Source organism: Kitasatospora sp. NPDC101108 (assembly GCF_055584725.1).
Genome location: NZ_JBVJLM010000005.1, coordinates 128800 through 151644, shown reverse-complemented (window position 1 = coordinate 151644; position 22845 = coordinate 128800). Strand labels below are relative to the sequence as shown.

General features: G+C 71.9%; 16 protein-coding genes. 5 read left to right on the top strand and 11 right to left on the bottom strand.

The window, feature by feature from the left end:
- Nucleotides 1-19 precede the first annotated feature (19 nt).
- Together ACZ6Z8_RS13875 and ACZ6Z8_RS13870 are read right to left on the bottom strand one after the other, a co-directional pair.
- Nucleotides 20-877, bottom strand: a complete 858-nt coding sequence (locus tag ACZ6Z8_RS13875; protein ID WP_465609346.1) for a sterol desaturase family protein — start codon at nucleotides 875-877, stop codon at nucleotides 20-22.
- A gap of 275 nt (nucleotides 878-1152) precedes the next feature.
- A complete protein-coding gene (locus ACZ6Z8_RS13870) occupies nucleotides 1153-2619 on the bottom strand; it encodes a helix-turn-helix domain-containing protein (protein ID WP_465609344.1) in 1467 nt (488 codons plus the stop codon).
- Nucleotides 2620-2948: 329 nt separating this feature from the next.
- Between ACZ6Z8_RS13870 and ACZ6Z8_RS13865 the strand changes: the two genes are divergently transcribed.
- The gene (locus ACZ6Z8_RS13865) at nucleotides 2949-6152 is read left to right on the top strand and encodes a M28 family peptidase (RefSeq protein WP_465609342.1); all 3204 of its coding nucleotides are present in this window, start codon (nucleotides 2949-2951) and stop codon (nucleotides 6150-6152) included.
- Between the two features lie 93 nt (nucleotides 6153-6245).
- Here ACZ6Z8_RS13865 and ACZ6Z8_RS13860 read toward each other — a convergent pair whose 3' ends face one another.
- Nucleotides 6246-6866 (bottom strand): hypothetical protein, encoded by a 621-nt coding sequence (locus ACZ6Z8_RS13860; protein ID WP_465609340.1) that lies wholly within the window; start codon nucleotides 6864-6866, stop codon nucleotides 6246-6248.
- Nucleotides 6867-7111: 245 nt separating this feature from the next.
- Nucleotides 7112-7819 (bottom strand): hypothetical protein, encoded by a 708-nt coding sequence (locus ACZ6Z8_RS13855; RefSeq protein WP_465609338.1) that lies wholly within the window; start codon nucleotides 7817-7819, stop codon nucleotides 7112-7114.
- Nucleotides 7820-8004: 185 nt separating this feature from the next.
- On the opposite strand from ACZ6Z8_RS13855, the gene ACZ6Z8_RS13850 reads away from it, so the two are divergent.
- Nucleotides 8005-9240, top strand: a complete 1236-nt coding sequence (locus ACZ6Z8_RS13850; protein ID WP_465609336.1) for a cytochrome P450 — start codon at nucleotides 8005-8007, stop codon at nucleotides 9238-9240.
- Here ACZ6Z8_RS13850 and ACZ6Z8_RS13845 read toward each other — a convergent pair.
- The 4 genes from ACZ6Z8_RS13845 to ACZ6Z8_RS13830 are packed head-to-tail and all read right to left on the bottom strand — an operon-like array spanning nucleotide 9237 to nucleotide 16122.
- Nucleotides 9237-12593, bottom strand: a complete 3357-nt coding sequence (locus ACZ6Z8_RS13845) for an SAV_2336 N-terminal domain-related protein (RefSeq protein WP_465609334.1) — start codon at nucleotides 12591-12593, stop codon at nucleotides 9237-9239. The genes ACZ6Z8_RS13850 and ACZ6Z8_RS13845 overlap by 4 nt on opposite strands.
- A 43-nt stretch (nucleotides 12594-12636) precedes the next feature.
- A complete protein-coding gene (locus ACZ6Z8_RS13840; protein WP_465609332.1) occupies nucleotides 12637-13632 on the bottom strand; it encodes an AAA family ATPase in 996 nt (331 codons plus the stop codon).
- Complete coding sequence (locus ACZ6Z8_RS13835) at nucleotides 13629-15872, bottom strand: VMAP-C domain-containing protein (protein ID WP_465609330.1); 2244 nt, start codon at nucleotides 15870-15872, stop codon at nucleotides 13629-13631. Before ACZ6Z8_RS13835 ends, ACZ6Z8_RS13840 begins: the two co-directional genes overlap by 4 nt.
- Entirely contained in the window at nucleotides 15808-16122 is a 315-nt protein-coding gene (locus ACZ6Z8_RS13830; protein WP_465609328.1) for a trypco2 family protein, read from the bottom strand. The genes ACZ6Z8_RS13835 and ACZ6Z8_RS13830 overlap by 65 nt, the downstream gene beginning before the upstream one ends.
- A 108-nt stretch (nucleotides 16123-16230) precedes the next feature.
- Here ACZ6Z8_RS13830 and ACZ6Z8_RS13825 point away from each other — a divergent pair, with 108 nt between their 5' ends.
- Complete coding sequence (locus ACZ6Z8_RS13825; RefSeq protein WP_465609326.1) at nucleotides 16231-17808, top strand: type I restriction-modification system subunit M; 1578 nt, start codon at nucleotides 16231-16233, stop codon at nucleotides 17806-17808.
- A 162-nt stretch (nucleotides 17809-17970) separates the two neighbouring features.
- On the top strand, nucleotides 17971-19131 hold the full coding sequence (locus ACZ6Z8_RS13820) for an alpha/beta hydrolase family protein (RefSeq protein WP_465609324.1): 1161 nt from the start codon (nucleotides 17971-17973) through the stop codon (nucleotides 19129-19131).
- 23 nt (nucleotides 19132-19154) lie between these two features.
- Here ACZ6Z8_RS13820 and ACZ6Z8_RS13815 read toward each other — a convergent pair whose 3' ends face one another.
- Together ACZ6Z8_RS13815 and ACZ6Z8_RS13810 are read right to left on the bottom strand one after the other, a co-directional pair.
- On the bottom strand, nucleotides 19155-19757 hold the full coding sequence (locus ACZ6Z8_RS13815; protein WP_465609322.1) for a serine hydrolase: 603 nt from the start codon (nucleotides 19755-19757) through the stop codon (nucleotides 19155-19157).
- A 71-nt stretch (nucleotides 19758-19828) separates the two neighbouring features.
- Entirely contained in the window at nucleotides 19829-20539 is a 711-nt protein-coding gene (locus ACZ6Z8_RS13810; RefSeq protein ID WP_465609320.1) for a GbsR/MarR family transcriptional regulator, read from the bottom strand.
- Between the two features lie 271 nt (nucleotides 20540-20810).
- Between ACZ6Z8_RS13810 and ACZ6Z8_RS13805 the strand changes: the two genes are divergently transcribed.
- On the top strand, nucleotides 20811-22010 hold the full coding sequence (locus ACZ6Z8_RS13805) for a serine hydrolase domain-containing protein (RefSeq protein WP_465609318.1): 1200 nt from the start codon (nucleotides 20811-20813) through the stop codon (nucleotides 22008-22010).
- A gap of 129 nt (nucleotides 22011-22139) precedes the next feature.
- Here ACZ6Z8_RS13805 and ACZ6Z8_RS13800 read toward each other — a convergent pair whose 3' ends face one another.
- Nucleotides 22140-22577, bottom strand: coding sequence for an SSI family serine proteinase inhibitor (locus ACZ6Z8_RS13800; RefSeq protein ID WP_465609316.1), 438 nt, complete (start codon nucleotides 22575-22577; stop codon nucleotides 22140-22142).
- Nucleotides 22578-22845: the final 268 nt, after the last annotated feature.

Genomic DNA, 22845 nt, shown 5'->3' with positions numbered 1-22845 from the left:
GTTCGTCGGGGCCGGGGTGTCAGACGGACTGCTCGGTGGTCTTCATCCGGCGCCACGGGTGCAGCAGGGTGGCGCCGAGCTCGTCGGTGGTCGGGAACGCGGCCGGGTCGGTGAGGCCGACGGTCTGCGGGGTCCGTCCGGGCCGCCAGGTGAAGCTCCCGAACACGTGGTCCCACAGCGACAGGTCGGAGGCGTAGTGGCCGGCTTCGGCGAGGTCGGTGCTGTGGTGCAGGCGGTGGAGCTCCGGGCCGGCCAGCACGTGGCCGAGGAGGCCGATGCGGACGTCGATGTTGGCGTGGACAAAATACCCCTGCGCCATGACGAATATTCCGACCACGAACACCGAATTCACCGAGAACCCGATCAGCGCCAGCAGGAGTTGGACCAAGGACTGCGCGAACAGGACGTCCAGGAAATGGTTCACGCCGTTGTTGGCGACGTTCACCTTGTCCGGCACGTGGTGCACGCCGTGCAGCCGCCAGAGCCACCGGTTGCGGTGCGACCAGCGGTGCACCAGGTAGTCGCCGAGCGAGCCGAAGAGCAGCGCGAGCGGGATCTCCAGCGCGAACGGCAGCGCCGGACGGGCCGGGCCGACCAGCTCCACCAGCGAGGTCACCAGCCCCTGGGCCAGTCCGCCGCCCACCATGCTCAGCACGAAGTACACGCTGTACCAGCGGAGTTCACGGCCACTGGGGTGCCAGTCGGTCCGGTACGGGATCACTCGCTCCAGCAGCGCCAGGTAGCCGATGACGGCGATCAGCGCGAGCGGGGAGACCGTGTCGGGTGCCCAGTGGAAGCGCAGTGTCGCGACGGCCGTGCACAGCACCCCCAGGAGCAGGAGCGGATGGGCGAGCCGGCGTGCGATGGCGGACAGCACGCTCCCCCTAGTTATTCGCGGACCAACGAACGGAAACGTCTGAGACTCTAGCGGGAGCCGACGGCAGGGTCGGTCATTCGACGTGTTAACGCCACGAATAACCCGATCGACGGAAGATCCGCACACGAAGTTGACACCCGGGCGGCGCGAACGGGGCGCATTCCCGGCCGGGTTCGCCGGGCACGGAGCACGGCGCGCGCGGTGCCCGGGCGGTCCGCCGGTCCACGCCCCCGGCCGGGGCACCAGGGGTCAGGACCCGGCCGGGGCACCAGGGGTCAGGACCCGGTCGGCTCCGCCAACCGCCGCGCCGCCTGCGGCTCGTACCGCGCCAGCCTTCCCCGCAGGCCGCGCAGCTCGTGCCCGACCAGCGCGGGCAGCGTGGCCGCCGGGGCCGACTCCAGCGCGGGCCCCAGCAGCTCGACGGCCGCCCGGGGGTCGTGCGCGCAGGCATGGCAGTCGGCCGCCCGGACGGTGAACAGCAGCCGGGTGGACGGCAGCCGGGTCGGCCCGAGCAGGCCGAGCGCGGTCTCGGTGGCGGCCAGCGCCCGCCGGGCCAACCGGGGGTCGTCTACGGCGGCGGCGAGGTCGCGCAGGGCGGCGGCCGCGGCGGACTCCACCCGCAGCCGCATCGAGGCGATGGACAGCCACGGCACGTCCGCCTCGTCCCGGTCGTCGATGCGCTCCACGTGCGTCCGGGCCAGGCCGATCTCCCGGACGGTGCCGCGCACGTCGCCGGTCAGGGCACGCGCGCGGGCCCGGCTGATCCGGCCCATCGCCCCGGCCCAGGGCCGCCCGGGGGCGACCCGGTCGATCTCCCGGGCGTAGCCGAGCGCGGCCGCCGGATCGCCGTCCAGCCGGGCCAGGATGCTCAGGTCGCTGAGCGTGCCGACCAGGGTGGCCCGGTCCCCGGCGAGTTCGGCCCAGGTCAGCGCGCGGTCGAAGCAGGCCGTCGCGGTGGCGTTGCGGCCGTCCTGCATCCGCAGCGCCCCGGCGGCGTGGGCGTGTTCGGCGGCCAGCCGGGCGAGCGGGCCGCGCCGGCCGGCGGGGGCGGCGGCCAGCCGGGCCAGCACGACGTGCAGGGTACGCTCCACGGCGGCGACCAGCCCCGGCGGGATGCCGGTCTCGCCGGCCCGCAGCTGGGCGGCGAGCAGCCCGGCGAGGGCGTGCGCGGTGGCGGCGTCCAGCGGCGGTGCGGCGGCCGGGTCGGCGGCGCAGAACTCCGCGTACAGTGCGGCGAGTTCGGCGGGAGGCGGGACGGCGCAGCCCTCGGCGTCGTGCAGCGGACAGAGCAGTCCGTAGTCCGGCAGCCGGGCCGGCGCGGGAGGCACCTCCACCCCCGGGACCGCGTCCGCCCGGGCCCGGGCGGTCTCCGCCCCGCCGGGCAGCGGCGGCCGGAGCAGTACGGTGGCGAACGGGACGAAGGGGTCGGGCAGCGGCAGCTCGGCGGTCTCGGCCCGCAGGCACGCCGCGAGCAACTCGCCTCCGGCTCCGAGGAGTTCGTCGATCCGCTCGGCGATCCTCGGGGTGACCCGGCGGGCGCCGTGCTCGATCTTGCTGACCGCGGTGTGGTCGTAGCCGATCCCGGCGCCGAGCTGCGCCTGGGTGAGCCCGACCCGGCGCCGCCAGTGCCGCAGCCGGGCACCGAACTCCCGCCAGGCGCCCGGTCCCTGGCCCGCGCGCCCGGACGGCCCCCGCGGCTCCCGTGCCGCCGCCGAGGCCGCGGCCGAACGGTTCCGGTACACGGCTGCCTCCCCGGAAACCGGCCCCGACGCGGGGGCCCTGCGACGAGTCCGACGAGGAGGACGGTACTCGATGGTGTCCGCCCCGTACATGACGTGGTCTCAACCACTGAGGCAAAAGCCCAGCTTGACGCGAAACGGCACCCGCACCTTGACGGAATTTGCCAACCCTGTGCCGAGCCCGCACCAACCATTGACCCGAGCATGACGCCATGTGAGTGTTCGGGCACCCGAGCGCGGACGGCCCGCCCGGCCGTCCCCCGTACGCGGCCTGCGGTGCGCCACCAGCCTTGCCGTCCGCGGTCGAGGACCCCCACATGCGAGGAGCCTCGATGCAACGCAGAGTTTCCCCAGGACGGTTGCTGACCACGGCGACCACCCTGACCGTGCTGACCGGCCTGGTCGGCGCCACCGCGGGGACGGCCACCGCCGCCCCCACCCCCTCCCCCGCGCCACCCAGCGCCCTGGCCGCCGCCGTCAACGCCGCCGACGCGGCCGCCGCGGCCGGCACCGACGCACTGGCCAAGGGCCCCGGCGAGACCTACGAGCGCCGCACCGTCACGCCCTGGCTGAACGGCCTCTACTCCGTCTCCTACGAACGCAGCTACCGAGGCCTGCCGGTGGTCGGCGGCGACGCCGTGGTGCTCGCCGACGGGCAGGGCAAGGTCCACGGCCTGCAGTCGGCGGCCACCGGCCCGGTCGGCGGATCCACGACCCCGCAGATCAGCGCGGCCGACGCGGAGAGGACCGCGCGCACCGAGCTGCCGACCGTCGACAAGGCGGACTCCCGCCGGCTGGTCGTCCGGGTCAAGGACGGCGCCGGCCGACTCGCCTGGGAGACCGTGCTGACCGGCCGCACCACGACCGCGCCCAGCCACCTGCACGTCTTCGTCGACGCCGCCACCGGCGAGGTGGTCGACAGCTACGACGACGTCGAGGCCGGCACCGTCAACAGCAAGTGGAACGGCCCCGGTCCGCTCACCATCAGCACCACCGGCTCCGGCGGCTCGTACTCGCTGCGCGACCCGAGCCGGCCCGGGCTGTCCTGCTCCGACAACGACACCGGCCAGGTGTTCACCAAGTCCTCGGACTCCTGGGGCAACGGCAACCCCTCCAGCCGGGAGACCGGCTGCGGCGACGCCATGTGGGCGGCCCAGAAGGAATGGGACATGCTTCGCGACTGGCTCGGCCGCAACGGCCACGACGGCAACGGCGGCAGCTGGCCGATCAAGATGGGCCTCAACGACGTCAACGCCTACTGGGACGGCAGCTCGGTCTCCATCGGCCACAACCAGGCCGGCCAGTGGATCGGCGCCCAGGACGTCGTCGGCCACGAGTTCGGCCACGGCATCGACCAGTACACCCCCGGCGGCGCCAACAACGAGAACGGCCTCGGCGAGGGCACCGGCGACATCTTCGGCTCGCTCACCAAGGAGTACAACAACGAGCCCGCGCCCTACGACTACCCCGACTACCAGGTCGGCCGCCAGATCAACCTGGTCGGCCAGGGCCCGATCCGCAACCTCTACCAGCCCTCGCTGGTCAACAACGACCCGGACTGCTACTCCTCGTCGATCCCGAGCACCGAGGTGCACGCGGCCGCCGGTCCGCTGAACCACTGGTTCTACCTGCTGTCCAACGGCTCCAACCCGGGCAACGGCAAGCCCACCAGCCCGACCTGCAACGGCTCCACCGTCACCGGCATAGGCGCCAAGCAGGCCGGCCAGGTCTGGTACGGCGGCATGCTGCTCAAGACCAGCGGCATGACGTACAAGCGGTACCGCACCACCACCCTGACCGCGGCCAAGAACCTCGACCCGAGCTGCACCCTCTACAACCGGACCAAGGCCGCCTGGGACGCCGTCAGCGTGCCCGCGCAGAGCGGCGACCCGAGCTGCACGCCGTCCGGCAACAACGACTTCTCGCTGACGCTCGGCCCGGCCTCCGGCTCCGTCCAGCCCGGCTCGTCGACCACCGCGACCGTCTCCACCGCCGTCACCTCCGGCACCGCGCAGACCGTCAACCTGACCGCCACCGGCGCCCCCACCGGGGTCACCGCGACGGTCAACCCCTCCTCCGTGCAGGCGGGTTCGTCCGCGACGCTGACCCTGTCCGCGTCCTCCGGCGCCCCGGCCGGCACCTACGTGATCACCGTGACCGGCACCGCCGGCGCGGCCACCCACACCGCCCAGTACACCCTGACCGTCGGCGGCGGCACGCCCGGCGGGCCCGCCCCCGACATCGACGTCGCCAAGATCCAGGCCGACCTGGCCCAGCTGAACACCATCGCCAACCAGAACGGCGGCAACCGCCGGGCCGGCAGCGCCGGGCACAGCCAGTCCGTGGCGTACATCAAGGGCAAGCTCCAGGCGGCCGGCTTCAACGTCAGCGAGCAGACCTGCGCCTCCTGCACCTACCAGTCCAACAACCTGATCGCCGACTGGCCCGGCGGCCCGTCCGACCAGGTCACCATGCTCGGCGCCCACCTGGACAGCGTCTCGGCCGGACCCGGCATCAACGACAACGGCTCCGGCTCCGCCGTCCTGCTGGAGAACGCCCTCGCGCTCGCCCAGCAGAACCCCACCCTGACCCGGCACATCCGGTTCGCCTGGTGGACCGGTGAGGAGCAGGGCCTCCAGGGCTCCCAGTACTACGTCGGCCAGCTGAGCTCCACCCAGCGCTCGGCGGTCAAGGCCTACTACAACTTCGACATGGTCGGCTCGCCCAACGCCGGCTACTTCATCAACAACCTCACCTCCGCGGCCTCCGCGCCGATGAAGGCCTACTGGGACTCGCTCAACCTCCAGCCGGAGGAGAACGTCGAGGGCCAGGGCCGCTCCGACGACTACTCCTTCCAGCAGGCCGGCGTCCCGACCTCGGGCTACGCGGCCGGCGCCAGTGCCGTCAAGACCTCGGCGCAGGCCGCCAAGTGGGGCGGCACGGCAGGCCGGTCGTACGACTCCTGCTACCACCAGTCCTGCGACACCACGAGCAACGTCGACGCCACCGTGCTCAAGCGCAACGCCAACGGCGTGGCCTACACCATCTGGAAGACCTCGGTCGGCGGCACCACCCCCGCCAACGACTTCTCCCTCTCGGTGAACCCGGCCACCGCCACCGTCAAGCCCGGAGCCTCCACCACCGCGACCGTCGGCACCGCCACCACCTCCGGCTCGGCCCAGACGGTCAACCTGACCGCCACCGGCGCCCCGGCCGGGGTGACGGTCTCCTTCAGCCCGTCCTCGGTGCAGTCCGGCGCCTCGGCCACGATGACCGTCGCCACCGCGGCGTCCACCGCCCCGGGCACCTACGGCATCACCGTCACCGGCACCGGCTCCGCCACCCACACCACCAGCTTCACCCTGGTCGTGGGCAGCGGGAACCCCAACCCCGGCAACGCCTGGACCCCGGGCACCACCTACCAGGCGGGCGACGTCGTCACCTACAACGGCGTCAGCTACCGCTGCGTCCAGGGCCACACCGCCCAGGTCGGCTGGGAGCCGCCGATCGTCCCGGCCCTCTGGGAGGCGGTGTGACCGACTGACCGACTGACCGACACCCGCTGAACCGCTGCGCCGCGGCCCGTCGAGGGGGACGGACCGCGGCGCAGCCGTGTGCGGGCGGGAGGCTCACCCGGGGTGGAAGATCACCCGGACGTCGACGCCGACCGGGACGACCAGCACGTAGCCGGTGCCCCACGTCCAGGACTGCGGGATCAGGAACATCCGGTCGCCGGACTGCGCCAGCAGCCGCAGGCCCTCGTAGCGGTACCGGTAGCGCGCCCCCGCCGACGCGTTCGGCAGCGCCGTCTCCCGCACCCCGGCCCAGTCCACGGACAGCCGCTCCGGAGCGTCGAGCAGGACGGCGGGCCGAAGGTACAGGTGGCGGGAGATCCAGACCGCGTCGGCCTCCCCCTTCTCCAGGGCGTACCCTCCGACCGCCCAGTACGCGCACAGCGCGATGATCGCCACCGAGACGCCCAGCCCCGCCCGCTCGCCCGTCGCCGGGAAGGGCGCGCCCGTGACCCGTACGAAGAGCAGCCGCGCCAGGACGGCGAGCAGCAGCGCGCCGCCCAGCAGCAACGGGGTGCCCATCGGACCGGCGTCGATCACCTCGATGCCCGCCAGCAGGCCGAGCACCAGCAGCGCGGCCACCGGCAGGGCGGCGGCGAGGCACGCCACGCGCAGCGTCCGGACACCCGCCGCGCCGCGCCCGGCGACGCCGGACCCGAACCGGAACGCCAGCACCACCAGCAGCGCTCCGCTGAGCGCCGCCCCGGCGGGGAGGTAGAGCGCGGAGGAACTGCGCAGCAGCAGGTTCTGGGTGGAGAAGCCGATGGACGCGGCGTCGATGCCGAAGTGGCTGTAGAAGGCGTTGGTGTAGGCGTAGCCGAAGAAGAAGAGCAGTGCGGTGACGAAGGTGGTGGGGGCGATCCAGCTCGCCAGCCGGGTGACCCAGTCGCTCCACGGGCCCGGCCGCTCCTCCCCGGCAGGGCTCAGGGGGTGCTCCCGTTCCCGGTGCCCGGCCCCGTGCTGTTGCCCTGTCCACCGCCGCCCGGGGTTCCGCCCCCGCCGGGGCTCGCCGGTCCGCCGCTCTTGGAGCCGTTCGACCCCCCGTTCGTACCGTTGCCGCTCGGTCCCGAACCGCTGACCGTTCGGGAGGCCCGGAGTTGCCGGCTCTCTCCGTCGATGGTCACCGTGAAGCAGACCTGCTGGGTCTCCGTGCTCTCCGCCGGGAGGGTGAACACCGCCTGTTCACCGGTTCCGTTGGTCACGGTGGTCGTGATCTCGGGCGGACTCGCCGGCGTCGCGCCCTTCGTGCAGTCGGTGACCTCGCTGATGGTGGCGGTGAAGGTCGCCGTCGACGTGCTCTTCAAGGTGATGAGGGCGGCCTGCCCGGCACCGGTCGCGTTGGCGGACACCTCACCGGCGTTCTTGAACCCGCCCTTGTCCTCGCCCGGCTTCGTCCGGGGCTCCGCGGGCTGCTGACCGTTGCTGCTGTGCCCGTTGTCGCTCTGGTTGCCGGAGGTCTGCTCCGTGCCACCCGGGTTGACACCGACCGTGCCGGCCCCGCTCCCACCACCGCCTCCGCCTCCGCCCCCGCCCCCGCCGCAGGCCGTCAGGGCGGGAACGAGCAGGGCGGCCACCAGCCACCGGGCCGCTCGGCCAGTCCTGTCGCATCCGATGTGCCGGGTACCGGGCATCCGTCCTCCCATCCGCGCAGCGAGCAGGGCCTGTCGGCCCCGCCGCACGGTACCCGTTCGCACACGGCCCGGCGGGATGCCGCGCGGACCCCGGCCGGCCCCGCCACCCGTTCGGTGCACGCCCGGGCCGCCCCGCTCTAGAGTCGGAGCGGACGCCACGTCAGTCTTCGAGAGGAAGAAGCACCGTGACCACGGACGCCATCCCGGTACCGGAACTGGCCCCCGAGGCCGTCGAGCAGTGGCGCGCCGAGGAGGCCGAGCTGGTCCAGCTGCTCGCTCGGGCGCAGCGCGGGATCGGCGGCATCGCCGCCTTCCGGCTCGGCCCGACGCCGACCGTGCTGGTCACCGACCCGGCCGCGGTGCAGCACGTGCTGGGCCGCCACCCCGACCGGTACGTCAAGCGCTCCCACCGGGCCCGGATGCTGGTCGGCGACGGCGTGCTGTCCGCCACCGGGGACGCCTGGAAGCGCCAACGGCGCCTGCTGCAGTCCCAGTTCACCGGCCCGGGCATGCGCCGCTACGAGCAGCGGATCGCCGCCGCCGCGCGCCGGACGGCGCAGCGCTGGGAGGGGTACCGGCGCAGCGGGGAGACCTTCGACGTCGGCGAGGAGATGCGCGGCTTCGCCCTGGACACCGTCTGGCGGGCGCTCACCGGACTGGAGCTGGACGACCGGACGGACACCGAACTGCGGTCGGTGGAACGGGTGGTGGCCGCGATGCCGACCCTGCCGACCAACGCGGCCGACGCCCGGGACGCCGTCGCCGAGGACCTCGCCCGGATCGACGCCGTCGCCCGAGCCGCGATCGAGGCGGCGCGCACCGCGGACACCGCGGAACCCGGGGTGCTCCGCGTCCTGATCGACGCCGCCGACCAACACCCCGAATACACCGACCAGTTGATCCGCGACGAGCTGGTCACCCTGCTGGTCGCCGGCCACGAGACCACCGCCACCACCCTCACCTGGCTGTTCCTGCTGCTCGACCGCAACCCCGGCGCGCGCGAGGCGGACCCGCACGCCCTGGTCAGCGAGACCCTCCGGCTCTACCCCTCCGCCTGGATGCTCCCCCGGCACGCCGTCGAGGACGACGTGATCGCCGGCCACCGCATCGCCGCCGGCACCGACGTGCTGGTCTGCCCGTACCTCACCCACCGCGACCCGGCCCTGTGGCCCGACCCGGAACGCTTCGACCCCACCCGCTCCACGCCCGGCGCCACCCGCCCCGCCCAGCTCGGCGCCTACCTCCCCTTCGGCCTGGGCGCCCGCGCCTGCCTCGGCACCCAGTTCGCCCTCCGCGAGACCACCGCACTGCTCGAACTCCTCCTCCCCCTCGGCTCCTTGGAGTTCCTCTCCCGCCCCACCGGCGAAGCCTTCAGCATCACCGTCCGCCCCAACGGCCCCACCCCGGCGGTGCTGCGCTAGGGATCCGGGCTCATCGCCTCCAACCAGGCGGCGATCGCGTTCGACTGTGCGAGATCCGCCTCATACACCTCGGGGTTCGTCAGGTTCAGTTCCAACCGGATCTCGGCGCTCTCACCCAGGGCCGCACGGGCTTCCTCCCATCGGTTCAGGCTGCCCAGGCGGACGGCGAGGTTGCTGAGACACGAGGCGAGCTCGGAACGGACGTCATCGGAGCCGGGGACCGCCAGGCGGCGGTACAGCAGCGCGGCATCCTCGATCGCCGCCAGCGCATCCTCGTCCCGGCCCGCCTCACCCCATCGATTCGACAGGTTGTTCAGCGCCTGCGCGAGACCGGGTTCGAAGGTCCGGGGGTCGTCATGGGCCAACCTCCGGTACAGGTCCACGGACTCCTCGATCGCGGCCAGCGCCTGCTCGTCCCGGCCGATTTCAGCCCATCGGTTCGCCAGGTTGTTCAGCGTCAGCGCGAGGTCGGCCCGGACCGAGACGGAGGCTTCTTCCCGGAACAGCGCTCGGCACAGGCTGGTGGCTTCCTCGATCGCCGTGAACGCCTCTGCCGACCGGCCCAGCTCGCCCAGCCGGACGGACAGGTTGTTCAAACCCTTGGCGAGCTCGGGACGGAAGCGATCCGGCTGCTGGTACGACAACACCCGGTACAGCTGCGCGGCCTCGGCGGCGGCGAGCCACGCCTCCTCCCGCTGCCCTGCCCTGCCCAGGAGGTTGGAGAAGGCGGTCAAGACTCTGGCGAGCCCGGGGCCGGCGGCCTCCGGCGCCCGGTCCCACATCAACCGGTAGTGGCTGACCGCCTCGCGCGCGGCCGTGAGGTCCGCGCGCCGCCCCTTCGGTAGTGGATCGTAGGCAGCGAGCAGAACCCCCTCGAAGACCTCGGCCAGGTCTGCGGCGGTCGGCCGATGCGCCGGGTCGTGGTCCAGGCAGTCCCACAGGGCATCGGCGACCGTATCCGCGATTCCCGTTGCCTGCAGAATCGTCCGCACCTCGTGCGTTGCCCCGATGTGACTCCACCGACCCGTGGCAGCGGCGATGAGCATGGCGCCCACCGCAAACATGTCTTCCGAAGCCGTCGGGCCCAGGGGTTCGCCGTCCACGGTCGTACCGGGGAGCTCGAACTCCATTTGCCGGTAGGCATGATCCCTTGGGAAATCAGCTCGGTGCGGACTGTGGACCCCGTCGAGCGATGAGGTCATCCACCCGACCAGCTGCACATCGCGGTCGGTGACCAGCACGGTCTCGGGCGTCAGAGATCCGTGAACCAGGCCCAGTCCGTGTGCGTGGCGGACCGCGCGGGCGAGGTCGTATCCGATCCGGTGGAAGAGGACGATGTCCACCGGCCCCCGAGTCTTCCCCAGGAGGGCCCGGATGTTCGGGGCAAGCTCCGCCCGTGGGTGGGCACTTTGCCAGACGCAGGAAGCTGCCACCCAGGGGGGCTCCTGCCCCTGGTCGTACCGTGCGCCGAGCAGCCTCGGGGCGAAGACACCCTGCATGCGATCGAGGCATTCGGCCTCCGTCCGGATCAGATCGCGCGCCTGCTCTTGGTCGAGGTCACCCAGTGAAGTCGGCGTCCGCAGCGACACCGTTCCACCGTTCTCGTCGAGCGCCAGGTACATGGGCATGTCGATCCAGCCATGGTCATATCGGGCGTACAGCGCGTACGGTCCGAGGCTCTGAGGGTCGAAGAGGGACAACGGCGACCAGCCCCTCGGAATGTGCGGAGGCTCGGCGCCCGGACCGTCAGCCGTTTCGACAAGCCCTGATACCCGCCCCCCGGCCGCTCCCCACCCAGCCCCGCCCGGTCCCCCGGCCGACACTCCCAGCCGGGCCAGCAACCGGTCCGTCAGCCCGCCGAAGGACCGCTGCTCGTTCCCGATCGCGGCCGTTCCGTCGGGATGTTCCACCCAGGCCGCGAAGTCCGGGGAGCGGCCGAGGCCGGCCTCCAGCAGTCCGGCGACAGCGCTCGTGGTGCGCAGCAGCTCCTTCGGGGCGAGGGCGCCCAGCAGGATGCGGCTGGTCTCCGGCGCGAATTCGTAGCGTCGGTGTTGGGGCAGCAACCCAGGTCTGTCGTGGGGAGCTTGATGCATCAGGCCGCCGAGGAAGACTTCCACGAGGTGGCCGCTGTCCATCGGCAGGCCCAGCGCGCCCTGGACCAGCCGCATCACCGGCACCGTGACAGGAGCCACCGCCGCCAGATGTGCCGCCAGCCGGTAGGCCTCGGGAGAAGCGACGGAGCGGAATCGGAGTACCGCCTCCGCCTCGTCCTCATGCCTGGTGTCAGCGAAGTGCCGGCCCGGGCTGTTCCGCTGGTCCGTCCAGAGCGGCAGCAGCGCGGTCGCGCCGGGCGCCACGATCAGCCCTGCCCAGTCCGCGACGGCAGCGGGCGAGGGCTCAAGCACCGGAACCGGCAGGCCGTCGAACCTGACCAGATCCGGAGGCAGCACCGGGTCGGCCACCTGCCACGCGGCGGTCGCACCCCCGCGGCGGCCCGTCGTCACTCGCCACCGCCGTGCGGGGATCCCGGAGTTCGCCCACAGGCGGGTGGGCAGCGCGTGAACGATCGCGGTGGGGCCACGGCGCGCCCAGAGGTCGATCGCGCCGCGCATCCGGCCGTCCCACCAGGCTTCCCCGACGCCGTCGCTGATGATCAGGACGAGGGTGTCACCGCTGGGGTCGGCCAGGCTCGCGGGCGGCTGGAAGGGCCCTTCGGTGCGGTACGGGCGGGCGCTGATCAGGGGCGCACCGGCGCTTCGGGTGTCGAGGCCGTAGACCCGCGCGTCGCGGAAGGCGCCGGCGCGCTCCATCAGTCTGCGCACCTCGGCGGCGAGACCCTGCCAAAGCACCATGGAGACGCCGTCGTCGACGACCAGGGCCAACGACAGCCACCTCGTCCTGGCCGGCCGGGTGACCGTTTCCGGCAACCCCGAGTCGGCCATCGCCGCCACCGTCCGGGCCAGGTCGAGCTCCTGGCGGCGACGGTCGGCGAAGCGCTGCCGCAGGGGGCGGAGCGCCTTCCCCAACCGGAGTGCACTCGCGGGAAGTTGAGGTCGAACCGGGATCCGAATGCCATGGACGCGGGATTGCTCCGCCCCCGGCTCCTGCTCGTCGTCGACCCGGGAGGCCGCTTGCAGCGGCCGTTCGAGCGCACCCTGCTCCGACGGCTCCTGATCCGGATGACCGGCGGCTTCCGCGGTGTCGTGCGTCTCGGCTGCCGAGCGCTCGGGAGGTCGGTCGGACGGCCGCCGGGGTTCAACGGCAGCGCCTCTCCGGGCCAAGGGCCCGGCGCCCTTCGGGATCGCGCCGGCCAGCCACAGGGCATCCAGGAGCTCCTCCTCGGACAGCTCCACGCCGCTCCTGGCCAGGACCTCCGTCAGCCTCCCGAGCATGCCGTCACACCGCTCCGCCGAGTTGGTGCAGAACGGCCTCCAGGAGTCGGCCGGCCTCCAGGTCCACCCCGCTCTTCCGCAGGAAGACCGCGTTCAGGAGCTGGTCGGTCGCCAGCTCGCCGGGGGCCCGGCGGCCGAGGAACTGCTCCAGCAGGTCGTCGACACCGGCCAGCGCGTCCGGGCCCAGGTGAGCGGCGACGATGTCCCGCAGCCGCTGCTCGTCGGGCTCGGGCAGGTCGAGCCGGACACAACGCCGCAGGAAGGCGGGAGGGAACTCGCGTTCCCCGTTGCTGGTGATCACCACGACGGGGAATTCCTGGCACCGGATCCGACCGCGCTCGACGGCCACCCGCTGATCCGGCTCATCGGTCTGGATCCGGACCTCGGCGTGGGCCTCGGCCAGTCGAGCGAGTTCCGGAATCGCGAACTCGCCTTCCTCGAAGACCGTGAGGAGGTCGTTGGGAAGGTCCACGTCCCCCTTGTCCAACTCGTCGACCAACAACACCCTCGGACGGTCCCGCCGGGCCATGGCGTTGCCCAACGGGCCCAGCCGGATGAAGTCACCGATCTCGGGCTCCTTCTCACCGGTGTCACGGCGGAGGTTGGCCTCGCGCAGCCGGCCCACGGCGTCGTACTGGTACAGGGCGTCCTGGAGGGTGGAGCGGGAGTTCACGGGCCAGTGCAGGACCCGCCCCAACGAGAGCTCGTGCGCGATGGCGTACGCCAGGGAGGACTTGCCGGTCCCGGGGTGGCCGGTCACCAGCAGCGGCCGGCGCAGGTGCAGGGCGGCATTGACGACATCGGCCTCGTCGTCCCCGATCAGGTACGGCCGCGGGGCGCCGGTGCCGCCTCCCGGCTGCGACACCTCGGCGGAGAACCGGCGCCAGGGCGGGGGCGGAGGGAAGTCAACGACCCGCTCGGCCCCGTCACCACGGAACAACCTCCAGTCCCCCTCGGGTCCTTGGGATCCGCTGTCGACGCCGGGGCCTGTGGTGGTCATGAGAAGTTTGCTCCCTTCCGGGGGTCCATCAGTTTCAGCGAGGAGGACTCCGGGCCCGTGCTTCCGTCCTCCCACACCAGGGCGGGACGGGCGGTGTTGGCCTCGGGATCGGTGGATGCGTGGCCCCGGAAGACCCGCAAGCGCTCCGGAAGTTCGGCCAGCCGTCCGAGCGGATCGAGCGGCCGCAGGTTCTCGGCATCCTCGAAGCCACCGGCTGCACGGTCCCACAGAACGACGGGGACGCCGAGTGCGAGGCAGAGAGCGAGCAGACCCGGCCGTTTGTCCCGGGGCCCGTGCAGGACGACGCGGCTGGTGTCCCGATGGCTCGTCTCCAGGAGGTCGTAAAGCTTCTCCCTGGTCGCGGCACCCTTGTCCACGACCAGGGACTCCGCCGGACCTCGCTCCCATCGACGCTGCTGGGCAGCGTCCCGGTCGGGGACCATTTCGCTCATCTCCGGACAGCTCAGGGTGAGCCGGTACTGGGCCCCGATCGGTCGGCCGGGGACGAAGATGTTCGGTGCACCCGGATTCCACTCATCGACGGCGAGGTCGAGCCCGTCCCGGTCCACCAGGACCTTCACCCACGGCACGTCGTGATCCGACTCGTCCGCGGCGAACTCGACCGCCTCACGCAGGTACCGGGCGACTTCCTCCGGCGTCTTGCACACCGTCGTCGGCTCGTGGAGCAGGGTGTGCGTGCCGTCCTTCCGGGCGAGGAAGGTCCGGCAGACGTACCGCCGGTCCGTGGCGCCAGGATCAGTGGTCAGCTCCAGGACCACCCGTGTCATCGGCGACGCCTTCCGGGCTCCCCACTGCCTGGCGTCCTCACGCCGCTCGTAGAGCGCCCTCGGGTGGATGCCGGTCCGGGCGGCAACACCACTGGACCAGCCGTGGAGCTCCTCGCCACGTTCCGCCCCGACCGCCGCGGCCAGGTACTCGACCACCCGCAACAGGGCCGGAACCGGCGGCGTCCCCGGCGGGACCCGTTCGCTGTCGGAGACCTCCTCCAGCGCCTTGACGACGTCATCGAGGTCATCGACCGACAGGCCGGGGCGGGAGAGGCACTCCGGGAGCACGGCGTACCGCAAGGCCTCGCGCGCTGCCCGGGGAAGCAGGGCAGGGTGTTCCGTGCAGACGGCGCGCAGGAGCTCCAGCAGCCGCTCGTACTCCTCCAGCGAGAGCAGAGAACCGACACCGAGGGTTCGGGCCATGGTCAACAGCCTGGTCAGCTCGTCCCGTCCGGCCTGATCGCCGAGGGTCGCCGCCAGCGTGCTGCTCAGGGACGCCAGCGCGCGTCGATCCGCCGCGACCAGGTCGACCAGGCCGCGGATGGTCGGCGAATAGTCAGCCGGCACCGAGTAGCCCAACTGCTCGGCGAGCGCCCGCGCATGCGCAGAACAGCCGTCCCCGCCGACCAGTTGCCAGAGCGACTGCTTCAGCTCCACGTCGAACGAGGTCCAGGCGGCCGACGGCCGCTCCGCCGGCACGGACACGCCGATGCTCACCAGCTCCGGCGTACCGTCGGCGTACTTCCCGAGGACCTCGTCGAAGACGCCGTTGCGCACGAAGGCGTGTGCCGGGCAGGCCCGTAGACGGCGATTGCCGTAGGCCTGATCGTCCCGGATGACCACACCGACGAGCCGGCCCTCGCAGAAGACCGCACTCCCGGACGCCCCCGACCAGGCCTTCTTGCCGTCGGACGGCTGATCGGGCGCGAGCTGCTGGTCGAGCACGTAGTGACCGCTGGCGCCGGAGGACAGCGGGGAGAGTTCGCCCCGGAGGTGCTCGACCTCGCGAACCTCCTGCGCACTGGCCCTGGGGAAGCCGAGCCCCTGGTAGCCCAACACGGCCCTACCGACTGGCCGACCCCACAGCACCGGTTCCGGCTCCGGCTCCGGTACGGCCGCCTCGCCGCCGAGGAGCAGCAGCGCCACGTCCAAGCCGTCCGGATGCTGCCAGACCTGGTCGACCCCGGCCATCCACAGGGTGTCCCCACCCGCACCGGGATGCCCCACTCGTACCTGGATCTCCGGCCAGGCCGCTCCGGTGTCCGCCCGCACCACGACATGGCGAGCGGTCAGCACCAGCCGCGGTCCGATCAGATAACCCGACCCTGTGCTCTTTCGATCCTTCGTGGTCCCACTGCGGATCAGCGCCAGTCTGCGCGGATCCATCTCACTCCTCGTCCCAGGACCCGGTTTCGTCGTCGCTGATCTCGGCCGTGGTCGCACCGACAGCACGATCGCGGACCGAAAGCTTCAGCGTGAGCCTGTGGGTCCGGACAGTCGTGTGCTCGCCTCCCGCGCCGACGATGGCCACGCCGAAGTTCAGCTTGCCGTCGCCCTTGCCGCTGTCGCGCAGTTCCAGGAGCAGTTCGAGCTGAGCCTCCTCGACGCCGAACGCGAACTGCTCGTCCGCGCCCAAGTCCTGCGCCCGGTAGAGCTCCTGCCTCAGTTCCTCGATGGCCGCTGCCAGCCCGATGCTCGACATCTCCAACTCCCCCTGCGCCCCACGGTGCACCGACCACCGGTCATACTGGGTCACGGTACAGCCTCGTAAGGACACGCCGCCAAGCAGGACCACGGAGACCGCCCGCCCATGCCACCGCGTCAGAGGGACGTCACCGACGAGTCGCAGGAGTCCGAGGCGAAGTCCGCCGTGGCGCTCTCGGACGTCATCTGGCGGGCGATGGACAAGCTCCGCGGCTCCACCGACGTTTCGCAGTGGAAGGAGATCGTCCTCGGTCTGATCTTCCTGAGGCACCTGACCGTTGTATTCGAAGAACGCCGTGCAGAACTGGTGCGGGAGGCACTCGGCCGGGGGATCGACGAGCACCGCATCGATGACCTTCTGGAGGACCGCGACGCGTACACCACCGCCGGTACGCTCTGGCTCCCACCCGCCGCCCGTTGGTCATTGATCGCCACCCATTCGACGGATCGCCGTCTCGGCCTGCGTCTTTACGACGCAATGGACGCAATCAGCCGTGAGCACCCCTCATTGACCGACGCTCTGCCGAGGATCTTCTCTCATCCGAGCATCGACGAGAACCGCCTGGCTGATCTCGTCAGCATCATGGGCGAGGTTCAGTTCAGCGGAACAGCCGGCGAGTCCACGCACAACCCACTTCCCGACCTGTACTCGAACGCGCTCGATCGGTTCGCGCGCGTCGAAGGCAAACGCGGTGGGGAGTTCTACACCCCGCAGTCGGTCGTCCGGTTGATCACGGAACTCCTGGAGCCCCTGCAGGGCCGGTTGTACGACCCGGCGTGCGGCGTCGGCGGCATGCTGGTCGACGCGAGCCAATACGTCCAGAAGCACCGAGGGACAGCTCACCAGGCCGACCTCACCTTCTTCGGGCAGGACATCAACCAGCGCACCTGGCAACTGGCGAAGATGAACCTCGCCATCCTCGGTATTGACGGCGATCTGGGCGATCGTCCGGGCAACACGTTCACCGATGATCGGCATCCGGGCCTCAAAGCAGACCTCATCATGACGCACCCGCCCTTCAACATGAGCGATTGGGGTCGGAACGCGGATGACGATCGTTGGGAGTTCGGTGTTCCGCCGGCCGGCAACGCCAACTACGCCTGGCTTCAGCATGTGCTCTCCAAGCTCAGCGATCAGGGCACGGCCTGCGTCGTCCTGGCGAACGGGTCGATGTCCGCCCACGTCAGTGCCGAGAGCGACATCCGACGAGCGCTGGTCGAAGCCGACCTGGTAGCCGCCATGGTGGCCCTTCCCGGGCAGCTCTTCTCCTCCACCTCGATCCCCGCCTGCATCTGGGTACTGGCGAAGGACAAGTCCCCTCGCGGGTCGGCGGGCCGGAACGACCGCAGGGGGCAGATCCTCTTCATCGACGCGCGGGGCACGGGTGTCAGCGTCGACCGCTCCTCACGCATGCTGAGCGACGGAGACATTGCCGGGATCGCCGGCGCGTACCAGTCATGGCGTGGCACATCCTCCTCCCGCAGTCGCGGGGATGCCTACCGGGACAAGCCGGGTTTCTGCTTCTCGGCTGAACTGAACACGGTTCGCGAGCACGGGTACGCCCTGACACCCGGGCGCTACGTCGGCGTCGCCGTCGCCGCCAGGCCCGACCACAACGCTCCCGCGGTCCCCGCCGGACGGCCGACCAAACTGACCAAGGACCTGTTCGGCCTGTTCGAGTGAGCACCGGCCCGGGCTGGGCACACCGGCGACCATGAGAGTCGAAGCGGCGACTCGCCCGAACGGCGGGTTCCAGGGCGTTGTGCGGCCTGTTGCGGGCGGCGGCGGGGCGGGGTCGGCTCGACTGGTGGGCGGCCCGTTCCCCCCGACCCGCCGGAGTCAGCCGTGCCCCTGCGTTCATCCTCGCCCCGTCCGGTGGCCGCCGCGGGTGCGGCGCTCGCCCTGATCGCCGTGCTGGGGTCCGCGGCGGGCTGCGGCGGGCCTGCCGCCGATCGCGGCCCGGGCCCGGCCACGACGGCGTCCGTCAGCGCCCCGACGTCCGCCGGCGCGACGGCGCTGACGCAGGCGAGTCCGCCCACCGGCCCGGGCGACCACGAGGTGTCCTTCGTGGTCAACGGCACCACCACCTACGGCACCCTGCACCTCCCGCAGGGCCCCGCCGACGCGAAGCTGCCGGCCGCGCTGCTGCTGCCCGGCAGCGGGCCGACCGACCGCAACGGCAACCAGCCGCCGCAGCTCGTGCCCGACACCCTCGCCGACCTCGCCCGGCTCATGGGCGGGGACGGGATCATGACCCTGCGGTACGACAAGTACGGCACCGGCCGGACCGGTCTGGGCACCTACTCCGGGAACCCCGGCGGCCTCGATCTCGGTTCGTTCGTCCAACAGGCCGTCGCTGCCTACCAGTTCCTCGCAGCCCAGCCCAGGTCCGATCCGCGAAAGCTCGTCGTCGCGGGCCACAGCGAGGGCGCGCTGATGGCGCTGGAGGTCGACCAGGACCCGAAGCCGGCCCCGGCCCCCGCCGGGCTGGCGCTGCTGGAGCCGCAGGACCTCCGCCTGCTCGACCTGGTCACCCTCCAGGCGAAGGAGCAGCTGGACGCCGCCCTCGCCGCCGGGCAGCTCGCCCCCGACCGGGCCGCGACCACCAGAGCCGCCGTCACCGAGGGGGTGGCCGCCATCCGCGCCGGCCGCCCCGCCGACACCGGTGGCATGACCGGCCCGATCGCGTCCCTCTTCCGGTCCCTCAACACCTACCTGACGTTCACCCGGACCGAGGACGCGGTCGACCCGGCCGCCCTCGCGGCCAAGGTGCCGTCCGCCACCGAGGTCATGGTCACCTGCGGCACGGCCGACACCCAGGTGCCCTGCTCCACCACCGGCCCGCTGGTCGACGCCCTCAAAGCCGCCGGCACCGGCGGCCCCGGCCTGCTCACCCTCCAGGACGTCAACCACCTGCTCCAGCCGGCCGGCTCCCCCGTCAACGCCGACGCCCTCGCGCCCGCCGCCCAGCAGGCGATCCACGCCTTCGACCGGCTGTGGAGGTGACCGGGGCCGAGTAAACCCCCGCGCTACCGGGTGAACCCGAAGGAGGTGACGAGCAGCCGGCTGACGTACGGGGTCTCCGCGCCGACCACGCCGGTCGGATTGACCGAGTACACCACCCGGCGGCTCAGGTCGGGGGTGGCGAACACCCCGCTGGTGCAGCCCGGACGGGAGCCGGTCTTGCCCCAGGCGACCACACCGTCCTGCTCGACCCGCTGCAGGCCCATGCTCAGACAGGCGCGGGAGGAGGGGCCGTTGCCGCAGTCGTTGGTGTGGAAGTTCGGCACGTCGGGGACGGCGAACAGGTTGTCCTGCACGGCGGCGGGCAGCAGCCGCCCCTGGTACAGCGCGGTGATGAAGCGGTCCAGGTCGGCGGCGCTGGAGACCATGCCGCCCTCGGCCCACGGCCAGGGGCTCTGCTCGGTGACGTCGGCAATGGTGCTGCCGCCGCCGTCCCGGCTGGGGACGGTCAGGTAGCCGTGCGCGGCCGGGTGCGGGAGCTCCGGGTCGTCGGCGTCGGGTACCGAGGTCCGACGCAGGCCCAGCGGCCGGATGATCCGGTGGTCCACCTCGTGGGCGAAGCCGTGGCCGGTGACCTTCCCGACGATCATCGCTTCGGCCCCCACCATCGGGGAAGATCCCGTTCCGCCCCGCAGATCCCCTCGGGGTTTCCCCGGAGGACGCCCCTGAGGCCGATCGGTCAGGGCATGCCGTTGCCGGACCGGCGCCGCTCGACCGCCCGGACCAGGTCGGTGCCGATCTCCGCGAGGAAGGACGCGGCCGTGTCGAGCCGCTGTCCGGCGGGCGTGGCCGCGCCGAGGAGGTCGGCCCCGTCTCGGGCGAACTCGGCCAGCAGGGCGTTGCGTTGGGCACTGGCGAGCATCGAGCGGTACCAGACGTCGGAGTCGATCGTGTACTGCTCGCGGCGGCCGGGGCCGTCCCGTTCGCGGCGGATCAGCTCCTGGTCCTCCAGGTAGCCGACCGCCTTGGAGACCGAGGCCGGGCTGACGCCGAGCCGCTGCACCAGTTCGGCGGCGCTCAGGGTGCCGCTGTCGGTGACGTACAGGCAGCCGAGGACCCGGGCCACCATGCGCGGCAGGCCGAGTTGCACCAGCAGCGCGGCGAAGCGGTCGGCGAACTCGGCGACGGCGGCCGGGTCGCGGCCGTCCGGCACCGTCGCGGTGCCCCCGACGGGCCGGGCCGCGCCCGGTCGGCGGCGGGCCCGGCGGGCGGTGGCGCGGTGGGCGGCGTGCGCGTGGTAGCGGCCGGGGCCGCCGTTGCGGGCGATCTCCCGGGTCACCGTGGAGGTGGGGCGGGCGATCAGCCGGGCGATCGCGGCGTAGTCGAGCCCTTCGGCGAGGCCGGTGGCGATCGCGACACGGTCCTGCTGGCTCAGCCTGGCACCTGGCACGGGTGGCTCCTTTCGTCGGGCCTCGGGCCTCGGACCCCGGATCTCGGGCCTCGGGCCTCGGGCCTCGGGCCTCGGGCCTGCAGACGAGTATCCGGGCGCAGAGGGCGGTTGCAACCACGATTGCATTCGTCGACAGCCCCATTGCAATGATTGACCGTCACTGACCTGCAGCTTTAAACGAATTGGTGCGATCACATGTTGAGGGGATCCCGAATCCGGCCGTACGTTCTTCACCGACGACGAAAGCCCGACAGACCCAGGGGGACCCGCCATGAAGAACATCGCCCGCGCCACCGCCGCCACCGTTGCGGCCTGCACCCTGCTGACCGCCGCCCCGGCCGCCTCCTCCGCCGCCGTCTCCCCCTCAGCCTCCGCCGGCGGCCACCGGGGCCTGCAGACCGTCCTCGACCAGGCGGTCACCACGGCCGGCCTGCCGGGCGCGATGGCCGAGGTGCACGACGGCGACTCGACCTGGTTCGGGCAGGCGGGCACCGCCGACCTGAACACCGGCCGACCGCTGCGCCCGCAGGACCGGTTCCGGATCGGCAGCACCACCAAAACCTTCGTGGCCACCCTGCTGCTCCAGCTGGAGGCCGAGCACCGGCTGAGCCTGGACGACAGCGTCGAGCAGTGGCTGCCCGGCCTGGTGGACGGCAACGGCTACGACGGGTCGAGGATCACCCTCCGCCAGTTGCTCAACCACACCAGCGGAATCGCCAACTTCGCGGTGGCCGACCAGGTCAGCAAGGACTTCCAGGGGGAGCCCTTCCTCCAGCACCGCTTCGACAGCTTCACCCCACGCCAGCTGGTCCGGCTCGGGATCAGCGTGAAGCCCGACTTCGCCCCCGGCACCGGCTGGCGGTACTCCGACACCAACTACGTGCTGGCCGGCCTGGTCATCGAGCAGGCCACCGGGCACCACCTCGCCCAGGAGATCACCGACCGCTTCGTGAAGCCGCTGCACCTGAAGAGCACCTACGAGCCGACCGGCGACGACACCGCCGTCCACGGCCCGCACGGCCGCTTCTACTCCAAGCTCGGCCCGATGAACGCCCCCGCCCTCCCCGAGTACGACGTCACCGAGCTCAACCCGTCCTGGGGATACGGCTCCGGCGACCTCATCTCCACCACGGGCGACCTGAGCACCTTCTTCCGGGCGCTGCTGGCGGGCCGCCTGCTGCCGCCCGCCCAGACCGCCGAGATGTTCACCGTGCAGGATCCGGGCAACGCGTGGATCCCGAATTCCCACTACGGCCTGGGCGTCGCCTCCCTCACCCTCTCGTGCGGCCAGGTGTGGGGTATGGGCGGCGCGATCAACGGCTCGTGGTCCTACACCTTCGGCGCCCGCGACGGCCGCCACCTGCTCTCCACCGAGGTCAACGGCGACTGGGCCGACGGCGAGCAGTGGGGTCCGGTCTCGGTCTTCACCAAGGAGCTGGAAGCGGAGTTCTGCGGCAAGACGACCGCGTGACGCGCGGAGGGCGCCGAAACGAGCGTGGCCGCTCCCGGACCGGGAGCGGCCACGCCGTCAGTGCAGGGACGCCGGCGAACTCAGAACTCAGAACTCAGACCCCGGAACTCAGACCCCGGAACCCGGAACTCAGAAGCCGAAGACGTCACCCGTGTACTTGGTCAGCTCGCTGCCGTTGACGTAGGTGTGCGACCAGTTGACGTCGGTCGCACCCCAGTTGCCATGAGCCGTGGCGGTGACCGGCGCCTGGAGGGCCATGACCATCCAGGTGGGGTGCACCAGCAGCTTGCTGAAGTCGCCGTTGACGTGGGCCAGTTCGCTGCAGGCCGCGTCGGGGTTGGTGACGGTGCCCGTGCCGACCACGGAGGTTAAGCCGGAGCCGTCCTGGACGGCCGAACAGGACAGGTCGGCCGAGGTCGTGGTGCCCGTCGCATCGGTCTTGGTCAGGTGAACCGAGCCGAGCAGGGTGGTGCCCGTGGTAGCGGCCTGGGCGGTGCCGGCCATCAGGATCGCCGAGGCCGCGCCGGTCGCGAGCAGACCGGCGACCGTCATGGTGATGCGTCGCATTCGTGATGCCTTTCCTCTACGTTGCCCGGATCTGGTGTTTCCGGGCAGCTGCGTGCGCCACACAATCAATCGAAGCTGTGCGAAGCGTTACGATCATATGAACGCTTGTGTCAGGTGCATGCCGAACCCCCGCACTGTGGCGCAGCTCACGCCTCGAACGCGCAACGCCCTCATCAACCGGGCTGCTGCCCCGCCGACGGGCGGCCTCCCAGCGGGAGTACAGGCCGAACTCCCGCTCCCGGTCGGCCCGTTCCCAGGGGCGTACGGT